The organism is Bifidobacterium [indicum] DSM 20214 = LMG 11587, assembly GCF_000706765.1.
Taxonomy (GTDB): domain Bacteria; phylum Actinomycetota; class Actinomycetes; order Actinomycetales; family Bifidobacteriaceae; genus Bombiscardovia; species Bombiscardovia coryneformis.
In genome coordinates this window covers 256,575-275,528 of sequence record NZ_CP006018.1, presented here as the reverse complement: position 1 = coordinate 275,528, position 18,954 = coordinate 256,575, and the positions used below count along the sequence as shown (strand labels likewise).

The 18,954-nt window shown below is 57.4% G+C and carries 14 protein-coding genes and 1 tRNA gene; 6 read left to right on the top strand and 9 right to left on the bottom strand.

Annotation, left to right across the window (positions count from 1 at the left end; translation table 11 throughout):
• Positions 1–22 precede the first annotated feature (22 nt).
• The 3 genes from rfbA to rfbB all read right to left on the bottom strand — a co-directional run bounded on the left by rfbA (position 23) and on the right by rfbB (position 3,649).
• The gene (gene rfbA, locus BINDI_RS00945) at positions 23–922 is read right to left on the bottom strand and encodes a glucose-1-phosphate thymidylyltransferase RfbA (protein ID WP_033491363.1); all 900 of its coding nucleotides are present in this window, start codon (positions 920–922) and stop codon (positions 23–25) included.
• A gap of 135 nt (positions 923–1,057) precedes the next feature.
• Positions 1,058–2,515 carry a sugar nucleotide-binding protein gene (locus BINDI_RS00940; protein WP_033491360.1) on the bottom strand — a complete coding sequence of 486 codons (1,458 nt, stop codon included), beginning with the start codon at positions 2,513–2,515 and terminating at the stop codon, positions 1,058–1,060.
• 114 nt (positions 2,516–2,629) lie between these two features.
• Positions 2,630–3,649, bottom strand: a complete 1,020-nt coding sequence (rfbB, locus tag BINDI_RS00935; protein WP_033491429.1) for a dTDP-glucose 4,6-dehydratase — start codon at positions 3,647–3,649, stop codon at positions 2,630–2,632.
• Positions 3,650–3,753: 104 nt separating this feature from the next.
• Here rfbB and BINDI_RS00930 point away from each other — a divergent pair, with 104 nt between their 5' ends.
• Positions 3,754–5,157, top strand: coding sequence for a DUF2142 domain-containing protein (locus tag BINDI_RS00930; protein ID WP_148301947.1), 1,404 nt, complete (start codon positions 3,754–3,756; stop codon positions 5,155–5,157).
• 94 nt (positions 5,158–5,251) lie between these two features.
• Complete coding sequence (locus tag BINDI_RS00925; RefSeq protein ID WP_081830735.1) at positions 5,252–6,691, top strand: DUF2142 domain-containing protein; 1,440 nt, start codon at positions 5,252–5,254, stop codon at positions 6,689–6,691.
• An 86-nt stretch (positions 6,692–6,777) separates the two neighbouring features.
• On the opposite strand, the gene BINDI_RS00920 is transcribed toward BINDI_RS00925, so the two are convergent.
• The 3 genes from BINDI_RS00920 to BINDI_RS00910 form a co-directional block, all read right to left on the bottom strand.
• Entirely contained in the window at positions 6,778–7,494 is a 717-nt protein-coding gene (locus BINDI_RS00920) for a glycosyltransferase family 2 protein (RefSeq protein WP_033491357.1), read from the bottom strand.
• Between the two features lie 164 nt (positions 7,495–7,658).
• The gene (locus BINDI_RS00915; protein ID WP_052109041.1) at positions 7,659–9,812 is read right to left on the bottom strand and encodes an RICIN domain-containing protein; all 2,154 of its coding nucleotides are present in this window, start codon (positions 9,810–9,812) and stop codon (positions 7,659–7,661) included.
• Between the two features lie 297 nt (positions 9,813–10,109).
• Positions 10,110–12,065 (bottom strand): DUF6541 family protein, encoded by a 1,956-nt coding sequence (locus tag BINDI_RS00910; RefSeq protein WP_148301945.1) that lies wholly within the window; start codon positions 12,063–12,065, stop codon positions 10,110–10,112.
• Positions 12,066–12,209: 144 nt separating this feature from the next.
• Between BINDI_RS00910 and BINDI_RS07050 the strand changes: the two genes are divergently transcribed.
• The gene (locus tag BINDI_RS07050; RefSeq protein ID WP_051875575.1) at positions 12,210–12,704 is read left to right on the top strand and encodes a hypothetical protein; all 495 of its coding nucleotides are present in this window, start codon (positions 12,210–12,212) and stop codon (positions 12,702–12,704) included.
• A gap of 43 nt (positions 12,705–12,747) precedes the next feature.
• On the opposite strand, the gene BINDI_RS00900 is transcribed toward BINDI_RS07050, so the two are convergent.
• Entirely contained in the window at positions 12,748–13,464 is a 717-nt protein-coding gene (locus BINDI_RS00900; RefSeq protein ID WP_033491356.1) for a metal-dependent transcriptional regulator, read from the bottom strand.
• 222 nt (positions 13,465–13,686) lie between these two features.
• Between BINDI_RS00900 and BINDI_RS00895 the strand changes: the two genes are divergently transcribed.
• Positions 13,687–15,129 carry an Nramp family divalent metal transporter gene (locus BINDI_RS00895; protein ID WP_081830733.1) on the top strand — a complete coding sequence of 481 codons (1,443 nt, stop codon included), beginning with the start codon at positions 13,687–13,689 and terminating at the stop codon, positions 15,127–15,129.
• Between the two features lie 112 nt (positions 15,130–15,241).
• A tRNA-Ser gene (locus BINDI_RS00890) sits at positions 15,242–15,329 on the top strand.
• Positions 15,330–15,804: 475 nt separating this feature from the next.
• On the opposite strand, the gene BINDI_RS00885 is transcribed toward BINDI_RS00890, so the two are convergent.
• Both BINDI_RS00885 and BINDI_RS00880 read right to left on the bottom strand, forming a co-directional pair.
• Complete coding sequence (locus tag BINDI_RS00885) at positions 15,805–17,223, bottom strand: DHA2 family efflux MFS transporter permease subunit (RefSeq protein WP_033491354.1); 1,419 nt, start codon at positions 17,221–17,223, stop codon at positions 15,805–15,807.
• Positions 17,224–17,289: 66 nt separating this feature from the next.
• Entirely contained in the window at positions 17,290–17,874 is a 585-nt protein-coding gene (locus tag BINDI_RS00880; RefSeq protein WP_033491352.1) for a MarR family winged helix-turn-helix transcriptional regulator, read from the bottom strand.
• Positions 17,875–17,982: 108 nt separating this feature from the next.
• Here BINDI_RS00880 and BINDI_RS00875 point away from each other — a divergent pair, with 108 nt between their 5' ends.
• Positions 17,983–18,954, top strand: a complete 972-nt coding sequence (locus BINDI_RS00875; RefSeq protein WP_202805349.1) for an SIS domain-containing protein — start codon at positions 17,983–17,985, stop codon at positions 18,952–18,954.

The window sequence follows — 18,954 nt, the reverse complement described above, 5'->3', positions numbered from 1 at the left end:
GAAGGTGCGGGTTCCTGAATCGTCAGGCTTGATCCACATGCTTCTTGAAGATGATCTTGTTGTTGGCAACATCCAGCAGATGCTGACCATATGGAGACTTGCCATACCTTTGACCTGCTTCTACCAGCTCTTCACGGGTGATCCAGCCATTCTCGTAAGCTACCTCTTCCACAGCGGCGATGGGAAGACCCTGGGCCCTCTGAACGGTTCTGACGAACTCCCCTGCCTCATAGAGGGAATCCATGGTCCCTGTATCCAGCCAGGCATAACCACGACCCAGGGTCTGAACGCGCAGGGATTCGTCTTGAAGGTAGAGACGATTCAGATCGGTGATCTCCAATTCACCACGTGCAGAAGGCTTGACCTGCTTGGCAAACTCAGTGACTCGCTCGTCATAGAAGTACAGTCCGGTAACCGCGTAGTTGCTGGCCGGATGCTCAGGCTTCTCCTCAATGCTGACGACCTTGTTGTCTTTGTCGAACTCGACCACGCCGTACCTCTGTGGATCGTCCACATAGTAGCCGAACACCGTTGCCCCGTGCTGGCTGCCCGCCGCATTTCGCAGAGTACGACCAAGACCATTCCCGTAGAAAATGTTGTCGCCCAGAACCAAAGCGCAGGGTTCGCCGCCGATGAAATCCTCGCCCAGGATGAATGCCTGGGCAAGACCATCCGGGCTGGGCTGGATCTTGTAGGAGAGACTGATGCCAAACCGGCTCCCATCACCCAGTAGGCGCTGGAAATTGCCGATATCCATGGGCGTTGAGATGATCAGTATCTCATTGATACCTGCCATCATGAGCACGCTCAGGGGGTAATAGATCATAGGCTTGTCGTACACCGGAAGCAGCTGCTTGGAAGTGACGGTGGTCAGCGGGTACAGACGCGTGCCCGAACCGCCGGCAAGAATGATGCCTCTCATCGCGTGACGCCTCTCTTATGATTCATACATCCGTGTCAAACTCAAGATAGCTTACTGCCGACCGCCAACAGGAATCGATGAGTGGCAAAATCTCTGCGGTTCCCACGCATAGCGGACGGGCCGGAAGCGAGCCGCTCAGCGGGAGTCGATGATGGACTGGACGTAATCCTCCAGGGCACCCTCCCAATCACCGGGATGGAAGCCGACGGCCCTGATTTTATCCAGGGAGAGGGCACTGTTGGTCGGACGCGGGGAAATAGGGCCGGTGGCTCCCGCGTAGTAGTCCTCGGTCGACACCGGTTTCACCTTGTCGCCGTTGCCATTGGTCTGCTCGAAGACGCGACTCGCAATCTCAGCCCAGGAGGTGATGGACCCCGAACCGGTCAGGTTGTAGGTACCGTATGGTGCCTGCGAATCCAGAAGGTGGAAGATGGCTGCGGCCATGTCTTCGGTGAAGGTCAGCCTGCCAACCTGGTCGTCCACGACGGTAACCGAGTCGAGACCGTCATCCGGGTCAGCCACTCGGTCGGAAAGCCCCATCATGGTCTTGACGAAATTATGCCCCTGACCAATCACCCAGCTGGACCGGAGAATGTAATGGCGGGGTATATTCGAGACCGCGATGTCGCCGGCGGCCTTGGTCTGACCGTACACTCCGAGGGGTGCGAAGGGCTCGGACTCAGCGTGCTCCTTCTGCTGCCCATCGAAAACGTAATCACTGGAGACATGCACCAAGGTCATGTTGTGTTCTTCCGCGACCCTGGCCAGCATTGCCGGCCCCACGGCGTTGGACTTCCATGCATCCTGCCGCCCCTGGTCCGTCTCGGCCATATCGACCGCGGTATAGGCACCGGCATTGATGATGGTCCCGTACAGACTCCAGTCGAACTGGTCGTAGGCCTCAGGATCGGAGAAATCGAAGTCCTCGATGTTCGTGAATTCGAACCCTTGGAGATCGTGGTCCTGCACGTACTGGCGGATGGCCTGCCCAAGCTGTCCGCTGGCACCGGTCACCATGGTCCGGCGCGGGGCCATAGGCTTGGCCTGGGCCAGCATGGGATGGTTCGTATCCGCTTCACTCAGTTCGCACTGATCAAGCGGTATGGGCCACTCGATGCCAAGCTGGGGGTCGGCGAGGTTGACGAAGGTATAGGTCTTCTTCTGCTCCAGGGACCAGTGGGCATTGACCAGATAGGTGTAGACCGTGTTGTCGGCCAGAGCCTGGAAGCTGTTGCCCACTCCCCTGGGCACATAGATTGCCTTGGAGGGGTCCAGCCGGGTGGTGAACACCTGTCCGAATCCTTCGCCTGGGCGGAGGTCAACCCAGGCACCGAAAATCTCACCGCTCCCGATGGAAATGAACTTGTCCCAGGGCTCGGCATGGATACCACGGGTAACGCCACGGCTGGCATTGAAGCTGATGTTGTTTTGCACCGGGTGGAAATCAGGCAGGCCGAGTTCCGTCATCTTGGCCCGTTGCCAGTTCTCCTTGAACCAGCCTCGGTTGTCACCGTGCACCGGCAGGTCAAAGACCAAGAGCCCGGGAATGTTGGTCTTGCTGACTTTCAGCTCTTTTTCAAAATCGAAAGACATGGTTACTACTCAGTCACTTTCTAGCGGAATCGGGAATCGCTCCTCAGAGAGGAATCAGTCACACACCGATCGACGCAGAAGGCAACCCCCACCCCCGACCGGTAGCGGACCTCGTCACTGTCCGTTACGTCGATACTTCTCTTCGGTGGCGGCTTTGGCGGGCTCCCACCAAGCCCGGTTGTTCCTGTACCAGTCTATGGTCTGCTCCAGGCCGCTTTCGAAATCGGTATGCGCAGGCTCCCATCCAAGCTCGGTACGGAGTTTGGTGGCATCGATTGCATAGCGACGGTCGTGACCGGGGCGATCCTTGACCTTGTCGAAGGCATCCTCAGGTTGACCCATGACTTTGAGGATGTCGCGCAGGACGTTGATGTTGTTGCGTTCCCCGTCCGCCCCAATCAGGTAGGTCTCACCCAGGCGCCCCTTGGTCAGGATGGTCCAGACCGCACTGGAGTGGTCTTCGGTGTGAATCCAGTCCCTGACATTGAGACCGTCGCCGTAGAGCTTGGGACGAATTCCATCCAGGATGTTGGTGATCTGGCGGGGAATGAACTTCTCCACGTGCTGGTAAGGACCGTAGTTGTTGCTGCAGTTGGAGATGGTCATGCGGACCCCGAAGGTCCGGTACCAGGCGCGGACCAGAAGGTCCGACGAGGCCTTGGTGGACGAATAGGGGCTTGAGGGATGGTATGGCGTTTCTTCGGTGAACCTTGCAGGATCATCAAGCGCCAGGTCGCCGTATACCTCATCAGTGCTCACGTGATGGTAACGGACATCGTACTTCCTGGCGACTTCAAGGAGTCTGAAAGTGCCCACCACGTTGGTCTCGACAAATGGCGCTGGGTCCTTGATTGAGTTGTCGTTGTGGGACTCGGCGGCATAATGCACGATGGCATCGTGACCTGGCACGATTTTATCAAGCAGATCCGCATCGCAGATGTTGCCGTGGACGAACTCGACCCTGTCCTCCGGCAGCCCCTCGATATTCTTCCGGTTGCCGGCATAGGTGAGCGCGTCCAACACGGTGACGTGCACATCAGGGTGATGGTCAACCACATAGTGCACGAAGTTGGAGCCGATGAAGCCGCATCCGCCGGTCACAAGAATGTTCCTGGGTGAAAAGAAATCTGCCATGCGGACCATTATACGATACCGGTGCCTCCATTTTTATGTGTGCTAATGTACCCCTGTTGTATTCAGCTACGAGCCTCTATGACCACTAAGCAAAGGGGGCCTGCGTGAAATTGCAAGCCAAACGATTGAACAGTCACAGCACCTATGCAGTACTGCTCTTCCTTGTCATCTCCATTCTCGAAGGCACGGTCTTCCTGACCAACGTCGGAGCCCTGACTCTGCCGGATGGCGATATGCACGCAAACGCCTCATATGCCATGGCAACCGGACAGATCTTGAACCTGCCTGAGCGCAGTACGGACAAATTCGGGAACCCGGTAAAGAGCCAGCATATTTCCGGAGACTCCCGATACCTGCATAACAAGGCCATGCACAACGCCCTGGTGATGGACATCATCGGCGACCCCATGGCCACCGACCCCCATATGGCGAATCAGCGTCTTGCCGACCATCTGCCATCAACACAGGTAACCCTCCCGGACAAGTCATTCCCCTCGCGAACGAACCAGTACTTCCCCCTGGTCTATCTGCCCCAGGGGATAGGCGTTTGGGTTGGCCTGCACACCGGACTCGGACCCTACAACGTCTGGCAATGCGGAAGAATAGCGAATTTCATCTTCTACCTGTTCCTATTCGGCCTATCCATCGTGATGATTCCCAGGGGCAAGTACCTCATGGCTGTACTGGGGTCCCTGTATCCGACCATATTCATGGCGACCAGCCTTATGTCGGATGCCATGTTCATCAGTGTCTGCGCGTGCTTCATCGCTTACTTCTTCTCCCTTTCAACCCGCGATAGACCAGTAACCCGTGTTCAGATGGGTATCCTGCTAGGGCTCACCGTCTGCCTCTTCCTCTTCAAGACGGTGTACGTGGCATTGGCTCTCCTGGTATGGGCCCTGCCGGGGTCGCTGCTGACGACGAAACGCAAGGCTACATTCACGGGATTGTCCGCTCTCATCGCTCTCCCGATTTACGGCCTGTGGAGTTCGATCTATCAGAATGTACCGGCAATCGTCAGTATCTCCGACAACACCCACTTCATGTTCAGGCACCCTCTGAAGGTCATATTCACCATTTCCTGGAACCTCATGGAGTTCCCGAAGACCCTGATGAGAATCGGTTCTGCCGTCCTCGTCCCGACACTCTTCGTACTGGCGGCCTGGCTCATCCTGTTTATGTCCAGCAGGCCTGCACCGGTTGACCAGAGTTCCCCGACCGCCTCCGTGCGCCGGTACCGGTACATCTGGGTCTCTATGGTCGCTTTCTTCTGTGTGGCCTTCCTGGCATATCTCTTCCCCTATCTCACCTGGAACGATATGACGGTCATGAAGAACGCCCAAGCGATACAAGGATTCCAGGGCAGGTATCTCACCCCGATCCTGCCCCTCCTGACCTGCATATGCTTCTTCCCGCCCGAGAGGACGGCGGATGCCTTGCCCCCTCACAACGCGGCCGATACCATTGTTGGAGCTTCCGAAGCAGAGAGTTCTTCTCCAACGCGATAGCTATAATCCTTGACGTTGCTGATGCCCGTCTCTGTTGTCCAGCACCGGCAGGTACCGATTAACCACTGACTTACCGATCGGCAGGTATTCAAACATGGGAAAGCAGACAATGCAGGCTTTGAAGAAAAGCAGGGGGGCCATGCTCTTCTTCCTTGCGTTTGCCCTGTTACAAGGCAGTTTCTTCATCACTACGGTTGGGGCGCTGTCGTTCCCCGATCCGAACATCCATGCCTACGCCTCGTACTCAGCCGCCACTGGACAGATTCTCAACAAACCCGATCGTCAGATTGATGCGTACGGGAATTCAGTCAAAATCCAGCAGCTTCATGGCGACCCCCGCTTTCTGAGCCTTCAAGGATGCCAGAACGCGCTGGTAGTGACCCTTCTCAATCAGACCTCGGACTATGACCCAAAGCTCGAGGAGCAAAAAGCCGTTGACGGCCTGGCCCCGGGCGAAGAAGTCACCGTAGCCTCCCTTAAGGGCACAAACCGGGCTAACCAGTATTTCCCTGCAGTGTTCCTCCCCCAGGCAATAGGTATCTGGATAGGTCTTCACACCCATCAATCCCCCTACCAGACCTGGCAACTGGGACGAATAAGCAATCTGGTGGTTTACATCCTCCTGTTCTGTCTGGCCATCGCCATCATCCCCAGGGGGAAGATGTTCCTGGCTGTCATAGGTGCATTGCCGCATGGCATGTTCATCGCATCAAGCCTTATGGCGGATGCTCTTTTCATCAGCCTCTGCGCGGTGTTCATCGCCCTTTTCATGGCTATCACCACCCGCAACAAACCGGCATCGAGAGGGGAGATGGTGGCCTTATCAGTACTGACAGTGCTCTTGTTCATGTGCAAAACCGTCTATGCCAGTCTTGCGGTCCTCATTCTCGTCCTGCCCAGACGGATTCTCTCAACCAAGCGTAAGACCCTGTGTCTAGGTTCCTCCGCCCTTGCAATCCTGGCGATCTACGGCACCTGGTCTTCCTTGTACTCAACGGTTTGGGCAGAGGCATCCGTCTCCGAAAACCTGAGATTCGTGCTTCGCCACCCCCTCAAAATGTGCATGGCAGTTGCATGGAACTTCTTCATAAGGGGACCGCTGCATCTACTTAAACTTGGGGCTCCTTCAGTCCTCCTGGCAATCATACTGGGACTGGCATGGGGTGTACTCTTCCACAACTCTCACCCGACCCGACGGAAGGTCACATCGGCACGTGGGTTCATCAGCCTGTACCGTTACCAGATCGCCTCGGCTCTGGCCTTCCTGCTCCTCATCTACCTGGCCTATGCGTCCATGATGCTCACCTGGAACAACCTGCCGCAGATGAGAATCGGCGACCCCATCCAAGGAATCCAGGCAAGGTATTTTGAGCCTTTCCTGCCTCTCCTGGTCTGCACTGTCTTCCACCCTTCCGATGAAGACATAACGGATACGGAAGACCGTTCGACGGAATCGCACAAGGTTGGTTCAGCAACAAGGGGAATCGAAGAGCACGGGCCCGAAGAGAAAGCCCTCAAGCGCGAAACGGTCTGAATTCCCGATCGCTACGGCCTAATTGACTTCGCCATGGTCGGTAATCACCGACCATGTGGAGCATCGGAAGTCGTATTCCTTGCGCCTCAGTCGGCGGGTTGAATACCCTTGCGCTGAATGAAGCGGTTCTTGAAAATCCACTTCAGGTGACCAAAACCGGTCTTCAGATAGGACTGCTTCGTCTCTCCGAACCTGATACCCTGCCGTATCCTGACTTCACCGAAACGGGGACCCAGGTACTTATGGGCATTGAGCTTGATCTGAGGGGACAGGTTCCAATCGCCCTCCGTCAGATGAAGGGAGGGAACCACGTCACGCTCGAACACCCACATCCCTGATAGGGAATCGTGGATGACCTTAGCGTAGAGAAGGAACATTTCGAAGTTGAGAATCTTCACCCCGAGCTGGAGTTTCAAAGGAATGTTCTTGTCGGGATACCTGGAGCAGGAGGCGAAGCTGAGGCCACGCTCCTTCATGACACCCATGATGCGAGGGAGGTCCTCAATCGGGTACGTGCCATCGGAGTCCGCACACACGATGATCGAACTCTTGGCCTTGTTGATTCCAGTCATGTGGGCGAACCCATAACCGATTCCCGAGGCGACCCTGTCATCGACAAGCATCTCGAAGCGAGGGTTCGACCGCTCAATCTCACGGCCGACCTCTACGGTGTCATCACTCGACTTGTTGCTGACGCAGATTATCTCATCATAGAAATCCGGAATGTCGGCGACCATCTGAGCCAGATGCTTTGCCTCATTGCGGCACGGCATGACCAGAGAAACAGTCGAACCGCTCAACATGACTTGGTACTCCTTCGAATCGTATCTTCGTCTCATCGGGCAACCAGCCAACAGCAGTGCAGGAACGAAGGCGTGGCCAGGTCCCTCACATCATAGCCCACTCCCCTCACGGGAGAGGGTTCATCCCGGCCTCCTATGTGCCGCAAAGCCAACGGGTCAGCGTGTCAGCCGATGTTCCATTTCTGGTTGGCCTGCTCTCGGAATGTATAGGTGATGACAGGGGTACCCGGGTTGAGACCGCCACTGTGGATGTCGATAGCCTTATTGTTGACCATGCTGCGGATGGCATACCCGCCCTGGTACTTCTGCAGGTACCACACCTGATTGTACCCGCTCGTTTGGGTGTACTGAACGATATTGCCGCCGTCTCCCGGGAAACCGTACTGGAGGTCTAGATACATCTTGGAGTGCACAACCCTGATTTTGTATCTTCCATTGCCGGCATCGATGAACTCGAAACCCTGATTGGGGCCTCCGTTGTACGGCCATGTCTGCAGACGGGTATCACGAACCATGCTGCCGGCAGGCACATCAAGGCTGCTCCCATTCGCGTATGAACTGGTGATGGTTCTTTTACCACCGGGGATGGCTGCTGCCTGCATCAGTCTGAAGGCCTGATTCTGACCACCGTTATACTGCCAAATCTCCATCTTGGTACCCAGTGCCATATTGCCGCTGGTCACGTCGAGGGCCACACTTCTACCGTCCCCGAGTGCGGAGATGATGAAGACATATCCCTCTGGTGACCGATAGAAGTACCAGCGCTGATTGGGTCCCCTATTGGTCGAGTACTGAATGACTGGGTTCCCATTACGGGTAGAGCCTGTACTGACGTCCAGGGCCTTGCCGGAGTTCTTCGACGTGATGATATATGACCCGTCGCCGTGCGGCTTTAGGTGGTACAGCTGGTTCCAAGCGTTGGTAGGTGACCATGTTACCAACTGAGTCTCGTCCTGGTGGCTGCCGGCCGGTACGTCCAGATACCGGTCGGGAAGGGCCGAGCCGATGAAATAGTCACCTTCGGTTATGTCCGTGATTCTGTCGGCTGGGGAGAGCTTGGCCACGTCTCCCCCTACGCTCACCGGATTCCTGTTCCCGCAAGCGTTCAGATCCACGCTGTTGCCGATACCGTTGATTCTGCCGTTATCCGCATACTGCCAGCAACGCTGATTGGCAGAGAAGTTGAAGCCTGTGCGAGCACCATAACTGGCCACCCAGTGGGTCCTGGAGCGGATGGTGCCGCTGTTCAGAGCCGTGTTCAGGTAGTAGGTATAGGAGTAGATCGAGAGATTGTTATACCCCGCGGACTGCAAACGGTTGTACCAGGAGTTGACGATGCTGTCGTACACGGCGGGTGACGTCGGAGGGGCATGGCCGGTCCAGGCCCACTTCTCCAGGTCATAGTAGACAGGGTAGGTCAAATCTCCGGGCTGCACACCCGCACGACGAAGAAGATCCACCGTGCCGTCTCCCTCGGCCCAGCCGGTATTGCCGTCATAAGCGTAGGAGTAGAGGTAAAGACCGAAGGGGATACCAAGACGTTTGCACTCATTGATGTTGTATAAGGCCGTACTGTCGAAGCCGTTTCCCCATCCGTATCCGATACGGATGATGGCGCCTTCCACACCAGCGGCACGGGCCGTCGCCCAGTCGATTCGCCCCTGCCATTGAGAGACGTCGATGACGCCCTTCGCCTGCTGAGCGAACAGGGTGCCATCTGCCTCGAAGAAGGCCTGGGAGCCGTTGTGTGTTCCCCAGTGGGCCCCATATGCGTTGTTGCCCAGCGAGGCGGTTTTCGCAACAGCTTCCGACCTCCCCTGCGGGCGGTAAACACCACTTCGCGCTACGGAGGAGTACCTATCGCCGACCTGCCGTTGAGCGGCCGGATTTACCGACCCTGCCCGGTCGGACTCGTCCAGCTGCTCCTTGACTTCACTGACGGGAACCGGAATGAAGCTCTTTCCTCCGGTCTTGGCCAGGGGATCTGCCGGATGGTCCGGAGTACCAACGACCGAGGTATCGGTCACCGGCTGGCCGGTAGTGATATCCCTGGCCTCGCCCTGGTCGGTGACGGCCACACTCTTGGATACCATCGTGGCCTCTTCGGGAATGGAATCATGGATGGTGTCAGGAAGCATATCGCGCGGTACGGCACCCGTCTCCCCTGTCGCCGTGGAGTAAGTCTGGTTGCCCGGCTGGCTCGTCAGCCCGGCCGCATGGGCCCGATTCACACCCGCGAACGGCATCAGGGCCAGGAGAGCTGTAACGGTTCCCGCCGCACAGGCTCTGCCCAGGTGCCTTTTCCACTGCAATCCCATATCCGACACCAGTCACACGCTCCTTGCATGGCGACCACTCGAACCCCAAGAAGGAAGGTACCTCCTGCCTCCTGTTGCTGGGAGTCCTTATCAATCACAACTCGTAGGATAATCAGATTACCTGTATCTTTCTGACGGACACGCACACCCCAGGGAAGAGAACAGAAGATTCGCAAACAGCAAGGTCATACCGGCTTCCGAGTTCTGACGAGCCTGCCCACATCATGCGGGAATAGGGCAGCACGGCCAAAGACGGCGGTGCGAACATGCACAGGCAGAAGCAGGAGACGACTTGGGTCACCGGCAGGCGAACCGGTAGAGCGCCCAGTGCTCCCCGTCGCCGGCAGGAGCGCCAAAGTCCTCCACCTTCTGCAAGGCACCCGAACTGACATACCCGTCAATGAGGTTCTGATCATGGAAGGGGTCATACTGGGCCCTGTAGGTGAACATGTGCAGGTCGGGTGCCTGAGGCCCCATGGTCAGGAAGTACTTCGGAGCCGCGACGGCGCCACCGGGGCCATGCTGGGTGAAGCTGGGATCCACCGGACAGACCGTGGTCAGGAGCCTATCGGCATCACCTGAGGCAAAGGCATGTTCAACCTCCCCGAATACCTTGCCGTTTTTGGTGTCCATAGGATTGTAGACAGGGTAAAGCATGTTGAGCCCATACAGGGTCATCCCATACATGGAGCCGTTCAGGGGGTCGGAGACAATCACCGCATCATCCTGACCGGCCCGGTTCCTGACAGTGGTCAGCGCCTCGAACTTGGCCCTCGTCAGCTGCGAGTGCGGATCCTCCCTGTCCAGGACTGTGTTGGCCTCAGCCAGCAGAGCCAGATCATCGCGTCGAGGATTGTATATATTCCCCGCCACGACCAGGACCAGAGAGAGTGCAGTAACCGTCAGGACCCGGAAGGCACCATTCACGGCCGGCGCAGACAGCCAGTCCGTGGTCACATCCGTCGAACCTGTCAGGACCTTCTTGCCGCACTTCCACACCGCCGGCTGGGGATTCAAGAGGCAGCGCGCCCCGAAAACAAGGAGGGGGATTATCGCCAGGGGCAGCATGGCCAGGGGTCTGGTCTCACCTCGGTACCAGGCTGCGGTCAGGATATTGGCAAGGGGGCCGGAAACCGCCGCACTGCAGACGTAAATCAACCCGATCAGCAGGAAGGAGAGGACCAGGGACAGCCCTTCGCGGAAACGCCTGCCACTCAGCAGGAGTGAGGCGGCCAGGGCCAGCACGATGCATACCGCCATGAGCAGACCAGCGAACCCGGACAGGTTCCCGGTAAAGAGGACGCCTATGGCATCGGGCAGACTTCTGGTCGGCTGGAAGGTATGGAACCACGTGGACGGATGCAGGTAGTCCTTTCCATGGTCCCGACGCATCACGTAGACGGCAAAGAGGGCTGCTGCCAGGCAGCCGAATCCGGCCGCCCCTGCAATCAGCTTCCAGGAAAGGCGGAAGAGGATGAAAAAGACCATGAGCACCAGGTAGGTGAAGGCAATCCGCGGATGGGCAAGGAGTACAAGGACCGCCAGAGCCAGGTTGACCGGCACCCAGAAGACCAGCCCCCTGCCTGGGGTATCCGGCTTCCTCCGGTCAGCAATTGCATCCATCAACCTCAGCCCGGAGTATAGGGAGAACGGCAATAGGGCCATTGCCAACCCGTAGGCGAAGAGAGGGCCCGCGTCGAACAACCAGAAGGGGAAGGCAGCCGACGTTACCGAAAGCACCGGCACCAGGAGGCACATCCCCGCAACCTGCAACCTCGGCATATCACCGAAGAAGTAGGAGCACCAAAGCAGCATTCCCGCAGGGAAGAGCAGGCCCGAGGCAAAAATCCAGACCAGGTTGAGCCCGGTGAAGATGTTGACCGTGCAACCGAAGAAACCGGCCACCTTGATCAGGCAGTAAACCATAAGATGGAAGAGCGGCGGGTAGAAGGAGTCATTGGGATTCAGCTCGAAAGCGACTGGGAGCCCATTTCGAAGAAGTTTGCGAATGAAGTAATAGTGGGATGGGGCGTCGATGGCCTGGATGGGCATATTCCACATCTCCCAGGTCTTGGGGAACCAGGCGACGACCAGTCCGAACGCCATGGCCACCCCGGCCACCGAGGCAAGAGGAACCAGCCAGGCAGACTTCAAGAAGCGCGGCCCGGCCGCATGGGGATGGGCAGTACCCGATGGGACATCCGGCTCTACAGGTCCGACCATGTCCACCGAGTCGACTGTCTGAGACGTCATATCCATCCTCCCGTAGGGCAGCAACTGCATATGAGACTACACGTAGGGCGGTCCCGTCCATCCCCATCCGGATAAGATCACGTCTGCGATTACCGGAGATACGATTACCTGAGAACACCAATTACGTCCGAAAGGTGCATGAGCATGTCGAAGTCCATTGCCGTGATCTCCCTGATTGGCGACTGGCTCCTCTTTTCCTTCCCGCTCTATCAGGGACTTATGGAACTCAAGGAGTTCAAGGCACTCTTGGAGGAATTCAAGCAGGTCAGCAAACGATGGAGCCCAATCTCACCATGGTGGTGGCTGATTCCGCCCCTCAAGGTCCACAAGGAACGAACACGTGGCAACAACATCCTCCGAGAGGCGGCTGATACCAAGCGCGAGCGCCGCCAGGTCGTCAACTTCCTGGACAAGGCCACGGCCTGGTACTTCGTGGCTCTGGCCGGCTGGCTGAAGATGATTGCCTCCTTATACGAGCTCCTGGAGCAGTATGAGGTCGAGAGCGTCTGGATCCTGGTCGGACTGGTGTCCATCCTGACGGCTGGCGGCATCTTCAATGCCCATTACCGAATCGACTCCAGGCGCGTGGTCAAGAAAGAAACGGAGCTCGACTCCGGCATCGAGCGGGTTGAGGAATAAGGGCCGCTCGGCGCTCCTGACACACGTAAACGGACGTAAAACCCTACGCGAGGACCGGACTGACCTGAATCAGAGCAGCCTGAGCGAAGTTCAGCTGCAAATCTTCGCCCTGCTTTCCGACGGCCTGGCCCGGCTGATCCGCAGGATCGGTCACCACCCGCAGCGTGACCGGCTCTTCCTCTTGTTTGCGGACCACCTGAAGCAGGGTCCCATGGCCGATTCCGTGCTTGCTCAGGTACCTCAGCATCGTCGAGTCCTCATCGCTGACACGGTGCACACGGATGGTGTTCCCCTCCTCCACTTGCGAGAGGGGCTGCGTCTCGGGGATGACCGGGATGGTCCCGGTTTCAGAAGGTATGGCATCACCATGCGGGTCCAGCGTGGGGTGGTCGAGATACTGATCGATTTTCTCTATCATCTTGTCGGAAACGGCATGTTCCAGGGCATCCGCTTCCTCATGCACCTCGTCCCAGCTGTAATCCAGCACCTCAACCAGGAAGGTCTCCAAGAGTCGGTGGCGGCGGACCATCGTAACGGCAGAGCGTACCCCGGCAGGGGTGAGCCCCACCTTCCCATACGGCTTGTGCTCCACCAGACCGGCATCAACCAGCCTGCTCAGGGCACCGGAAACGGTGGACAGCTTCATCCCCGTCCGTTCGGCCACCGCCGAAGGTTGGACCGGACCCTCGTCCCACTCCTGCAGGTCCCAGATGACCTTCAGGTAGTCCTGGGCATTGGCCGAAAGCTGCGTGACATCCATGTTGCACAGTTTATAGCATGGCGATTCACACCCTCTTCGCCCCGGCGGCAGGATATGGCCGCTCCATCTATGCAGATGGCATGACCGGCCGGGCGAGATGTTGGCAGGGTCACAGGACAATCTTCCATAGGGGATGGAAATATCGGCAGGGCATCATTAGACTTCGAAGGGTCGAAGTTTTACCGAGGGCCGTCAGGCAGACCAGATTCCCAGGAAGGTGCCATGCTGAAATCAGAGGCAAGACAAGCAGTAGAGTCCGTACCCCGGGGCGGCGCCGACCAGGCCAATCCGGCCAGCAATGAACCGGGCCGGGGACACTCGATCATCGAGACCGCCAACGGTCGTTCCCTGGAGGAAATCAACGCCACGGTGGCAGTGCCCAAGTCCACCACCTCCTTCTGGAAGAACCTTGCGGCCTTCTCCGGTCCAGGTGCCCTGGTGGCCGTAGGCTACATGGACCCCGGCAACTGGATCACCTCCATCGGCGGCGGGGCCCAGTACGGCTACCTCCTCATGAGCGTCATCCTCATATCCAGCCTGATTGCCATGATGCTCCAGTACATGTCAGCCAAGCTGGGCATCGTGACCGGTCTGGATCTGGCCCAGGCCACCCGCCTGCATACCGGCCGCAAACTCAGCTTCGTCCTCTGGATCTGCACCGAGCTTGCCGTCATGGCCACCGACATCGCCGAAGTGATCGGCGGGGCCATTGCCCTCAAACTCCTCTTCGGTATCCCCCTGGTGCTGGGCGTGGCCCTGACCGTTCTGGATGTTCTGATACTGCTCCTCCTGACCAAGATCGGATTCCGCCGAATCGAGGCCATCGTGGCCACGCTGATCCTGGTCATCATGGTTGTCTTCGTCTACGAGGTAGTCCTGGCGCGACCCGACCTGCCTGCCATGTTCGAAGGATTCGTGCCCACCCCGGAGATTCTGGGCAAGGGGCAGCTCACCATGGCACTGGGCATCGTTGGTGCCACGGTCATGCCCCACAACCTCTACCTCCACTCCTCCATCGTCCAGACCCGCGACTTCGACAGGGAGGACGAGAACCAAGTCTCCAACGCGGTCCGATTCGCCACCTGGGACTCCAACATCCAGCTCACGGGCGCCTTCATCGTCAACTGCCTCCTCCTGGTACTGGGTGCCGCCATGTTCTTCGGCCACGGTGAGGGACTGGACACGTTCACCGCCCTGTACAACGCCCTGGGCGACAAGACCATCGCCGGACCTGTGGCGTCAGGACTTCTCTCCACCCTCTTCGCCGTGGCCCTGCTGGCCTCCGGACAGAACTCGACCATCACCGGCACCCTGACCGGACAGATCGTCATGGAGGGCTTCATCCGCATGAGGATCCCGCTCTGGCTGCGCCGCCTTGTGACCCGTGTCGTCTCCATTATCCCCGTCCTTATCTGCACCATCGCCTTCGGCGGGAAGGAATCCGCCCTGGACAGCCTCCTGGTCTACTCCCAGGTCTTCCTCTGCGTGGCCCTGCCCATATCCATGGTCCCCCTGGTCTGGTTCACCTCCTCCAGGAAAATCATGGGGAAGCATGCAAACCCCCGGTGGATGGCCTTCCTTGCCTGGATTATCGTGGCGATCCTGACCGGACTGAACCTCCAGCTGGTCATCCAGGATGTGGGCGAGCTGATTCAGATGCTCTGATTTGCGGGCCGGTGATTCCACACGCCAAGGCCTGCCAAATCCGGCACCTATGTTATAGTTTCTAGTTGTGTCGTTACGACAGGTTCATACGAACTGGTCGCAGCAGACATCTGGAGGATTCGCCTAGTGGTCTATGGCGCACGCTTGGAAAGCGTGTTGGGTTCACGCCCTCACGAGTTCGAATCTCGTATCCTCCGCCAACAAGGGCTTTGAACAATCGTTCAGAGCCCTTTTCATATAGCAAAGCACTTCCGTTGCACACATATCCGAGCTCGTTTGACTGTCTTACCGTTGTCTCGCTCGGCTCTATTTGATGACGACGGCATGGAAAAGTTATGGGTCAGGCGTGCGTAAAAAGTGCGACAATTCCAACCGTACCTATATGACCTGCCTGGATACGTCAGAGGGTGATAGTTGGCGGAATCACGGGAATCAGACGAAGAATGACAGAGACCACTGAAAGCAAGAGCATACGGACACCGTCAGAGTCGAGAAGAACGACCAGCAAACCACTGTTTGCAACTCCCGCCATGCTCGCCAAGCACTACAAAGCGGACGACGATTCATAAAGAGATACTCGGCCGCTGCGACGGGTTCATCTACTTCGCGGTTCATTGTTTCCTATCTCCGAGCCGCGATACAGGCGGGATTCTTGCGGAAAACAAGGAAGTTTCCCTACCTGGTCTCAGAATTATGCGATTTGAGGAAGAACGAAGCACCTAGACCGACTACAGCTATGAAAGCCAGGAAGAGGAAGGCCCATCGGTAGCCCCGATCGAGAGCCTGAGCCGACAAGGCTCCGCCATGGCGTCCGCTCTGTGCGCCGATTGTGACAATCATCATGGCTGCGGCAGTGCCCAGCGAGCCCCCGACCTGTCTGACAGTTGAGGCGGCCGCATTGCCGTGGGCAGCAAGTTCCGGAGGAAGAGCGTTGATGCCCTCGGTAAAGGTGGTCATCATGACCAACGCGACACCCGCCAAGCGTAGGGCATAACAAGCGGCAACCACGATAAGGCTGGTAGTGGTTCCGAACCATATCATCGGCAAGGTGCCAGCAAGCAGCACCGTATACCCCAAAAGGGAGATTCTCCTTGCCCCAATCCTTTGATAGATCATCCCGGAAAGCGGGTTGAATATGCCCATGACGACAGCTCCCGGCAGCATGACCAGGCCCGAGACAAGCGCGCTTGACCCTCGCGTGTTCTGCAAATAAAGAGGAAGAACCAGCTCCACCCCGACCATGGCAATGTTGCTCAGGGTGCTCAGCAGACTGGTCAGATTGAAAGTGGCGTTCGCAAAGACCCGCAAATTCACCAGCGGAGATTCCAGATGCAGCTGACGCCAGCAGAACAAGACCACCACCATCAGGCCAGCCAAGAGCAATCCCAAATCAAGAACCGATGCCCCGCCCCTGTCCCCAATGGCGGACAGGGCATAAAGAAGAAGCCCGAAACCCAGGCAGGAGTAAATCACGGACGCCACGTCCAGATGGGTCCTCGTCCGGTCGTTGACCGTGTAGACTAGGAAGAAAGACATCACCAAGATAGCGGCACTCAGAATGGCAAGCAGGATGAACAGAGCCCGCCAGGACCAGTGCTCCAAAACAAACCCAGAAAGCGTGGGGCCCACCGTAGGTCCCAAAGCCACAACCAGCCCCACCACACCCAGGGCCACACCGCGTTTCTCTGGCGGGAAAAGCAGCAAGACCACGTTCTGAATGAAAGGCATCAGTGATCCAGCGGCAACGGCCTGAATGATCCTACCCGTCAATAGCAGAGCAAAATGTCCACCGGAAAAGGTGCAGACCAAAGAGCCCATTAGAAAAGTCGCCATCATCACAATGAAGGCATGCTTAGACTGAAAGTTCGAGAAAACCCAGGCTGATACGGGGATCATTAGTCCCACTACAAGGAGATAAGAGGTGCTCAGCCACTGAGCGGTGGATTGGGAAACACGGAAATCCGCCATAATGGTCGGAAGCGCGTTGTTGAGGAAGGTCTCCGCCATCAAGGCAATGAAGGCCCCAGCCAGGAGCGTGCCCATCATCACGGAGCGATTACCCTCAGATCCGCCTTTGCTATCAACCTTGCCCATATCACATCCTCCATCCCCAACGGGACTCAATCCGAATACCTCTCCAGCCTGATTCAGTGAGGCCGCTCAGGATTCCAGGTTCCCAATGATTCGTTCCAAGTAATTGACTAACTGTCTGCTTTCCTGATTACTGAATCCACTCAAGGCCAACTCCCCCGTGGCCTGCAGTGCATGCCGGACCTCGGTTCGGTGGGAAATCAAATCCGCCCGTGCTCGGTCTGTGAGGATCAGAACCATCTGACGCCTGTCATCGGCCTGTGGTTCCGCAATAAGCCATCCTGCTTTGACCAGCCGTTTGACGATTCCCCGGACCGTGGGATGACTCAATCGGAATCTGTCCGACACCGCTTTTTGAGTCACTTCCAGGCCATCATGCTCATACAGGTAATAGACAATGACGAACTGAGGGCCGGTCAACTCGGGGAAGATGCCCCGCACAGATTCATTCATTTGCTTTTCCAACAAGGTATTGGCCATCTTGACCAGCCCCTCCGGTCGATGCTCAGACAATTCCGGTTGCATTTCCCGCCCTTCAAAAGTATAGCTTGCTACATTATTGGAGAAACCGATCTCGTTGTCAAGGCAAGGCCCAGAGCCGGGAGCGCTACGATTGCCCACACCGACGCTAACCACAGCATAGATGGCGGTCATACGCACACTCCTCCGCGCCGACGACACCCAAGTGGACAACCCGAGTCATACTCGTTATACTCGCACCATAACGTTATATAACGTTATGTGATGAACAAGGAGGTTATCATGCAGGATATTACCGATGTGGCCAAGCGTCTGGTCCAGCACAACAAGGGCAAAATCACCGAGGTCTATTTTGTGGCCTGCGGCGGTTCACTGGTCGACATGTACGTGTCGGACTATTTCATCCGCAGCGAGTCCACAACCATTACCAGCGGGTGGTACACAGCCAACGAATTCGTCCACGCCACCCCCAAGCGCCTCGGCAAGAACTCCGTCGTGATCGCTTGCTCCCACGGCGGCAATACACCCGAGACGGTCGAGGCCGCCAGGATCGCGAAAGCAGCCGGGGCACAGACGGTCGGACTCACATACAACGACAAGGCCGACCTGCTCGCCGTTTCGGACTATAGCTTCCTCTACGAATGGGGCGATGAAACCCGCGTCCACAACAACCCCATGGCAATCATGCTGGAACTGACCGTCGGCATGGTAAACGAATTGGAAGGTTACGATCACTACAACACCTTTATGGAAGGCATGAAGCTGATCGATACCATCGTGGCATCCGCGGAAAAGCAGGTCGAGCCCAGGGCCAAGGCCTTCGCCGACGCCTACAAGGACGAGGAAATGTTCTACGTGATGGCCTCCGGAGCATCCTACGGCCATGCATACGGGTTCTCGATTTGCTCCTTGATGGAGATGCAGTGGCTGGATGCAACGGCCGTGCACACCGGCGAGTTCTTCCACGGCCCGCTGGAAATCACCGACGAAAACACCCCCTTCATCCTGGCGATGGGTCTTGGACGTACCCGTGAGTTGGACGAGCGCGTGCTGAAGTTCCTCAAGCGGTATGCCAAGAAGATCGAGGTCGTCGACGCAAAGGAACTCGGGCTGGACATGATTGACGACTCGGTCAGCGAGTACTTCAACCCCGTGCTCTTCTACAGCGTGCTCAGCAAGTACCGCTATGCCCTGTCCAAGGTCCACAACCATGACCTGGACGTGCGGAGGTATATGGGCAAGGTGGAGTACTGA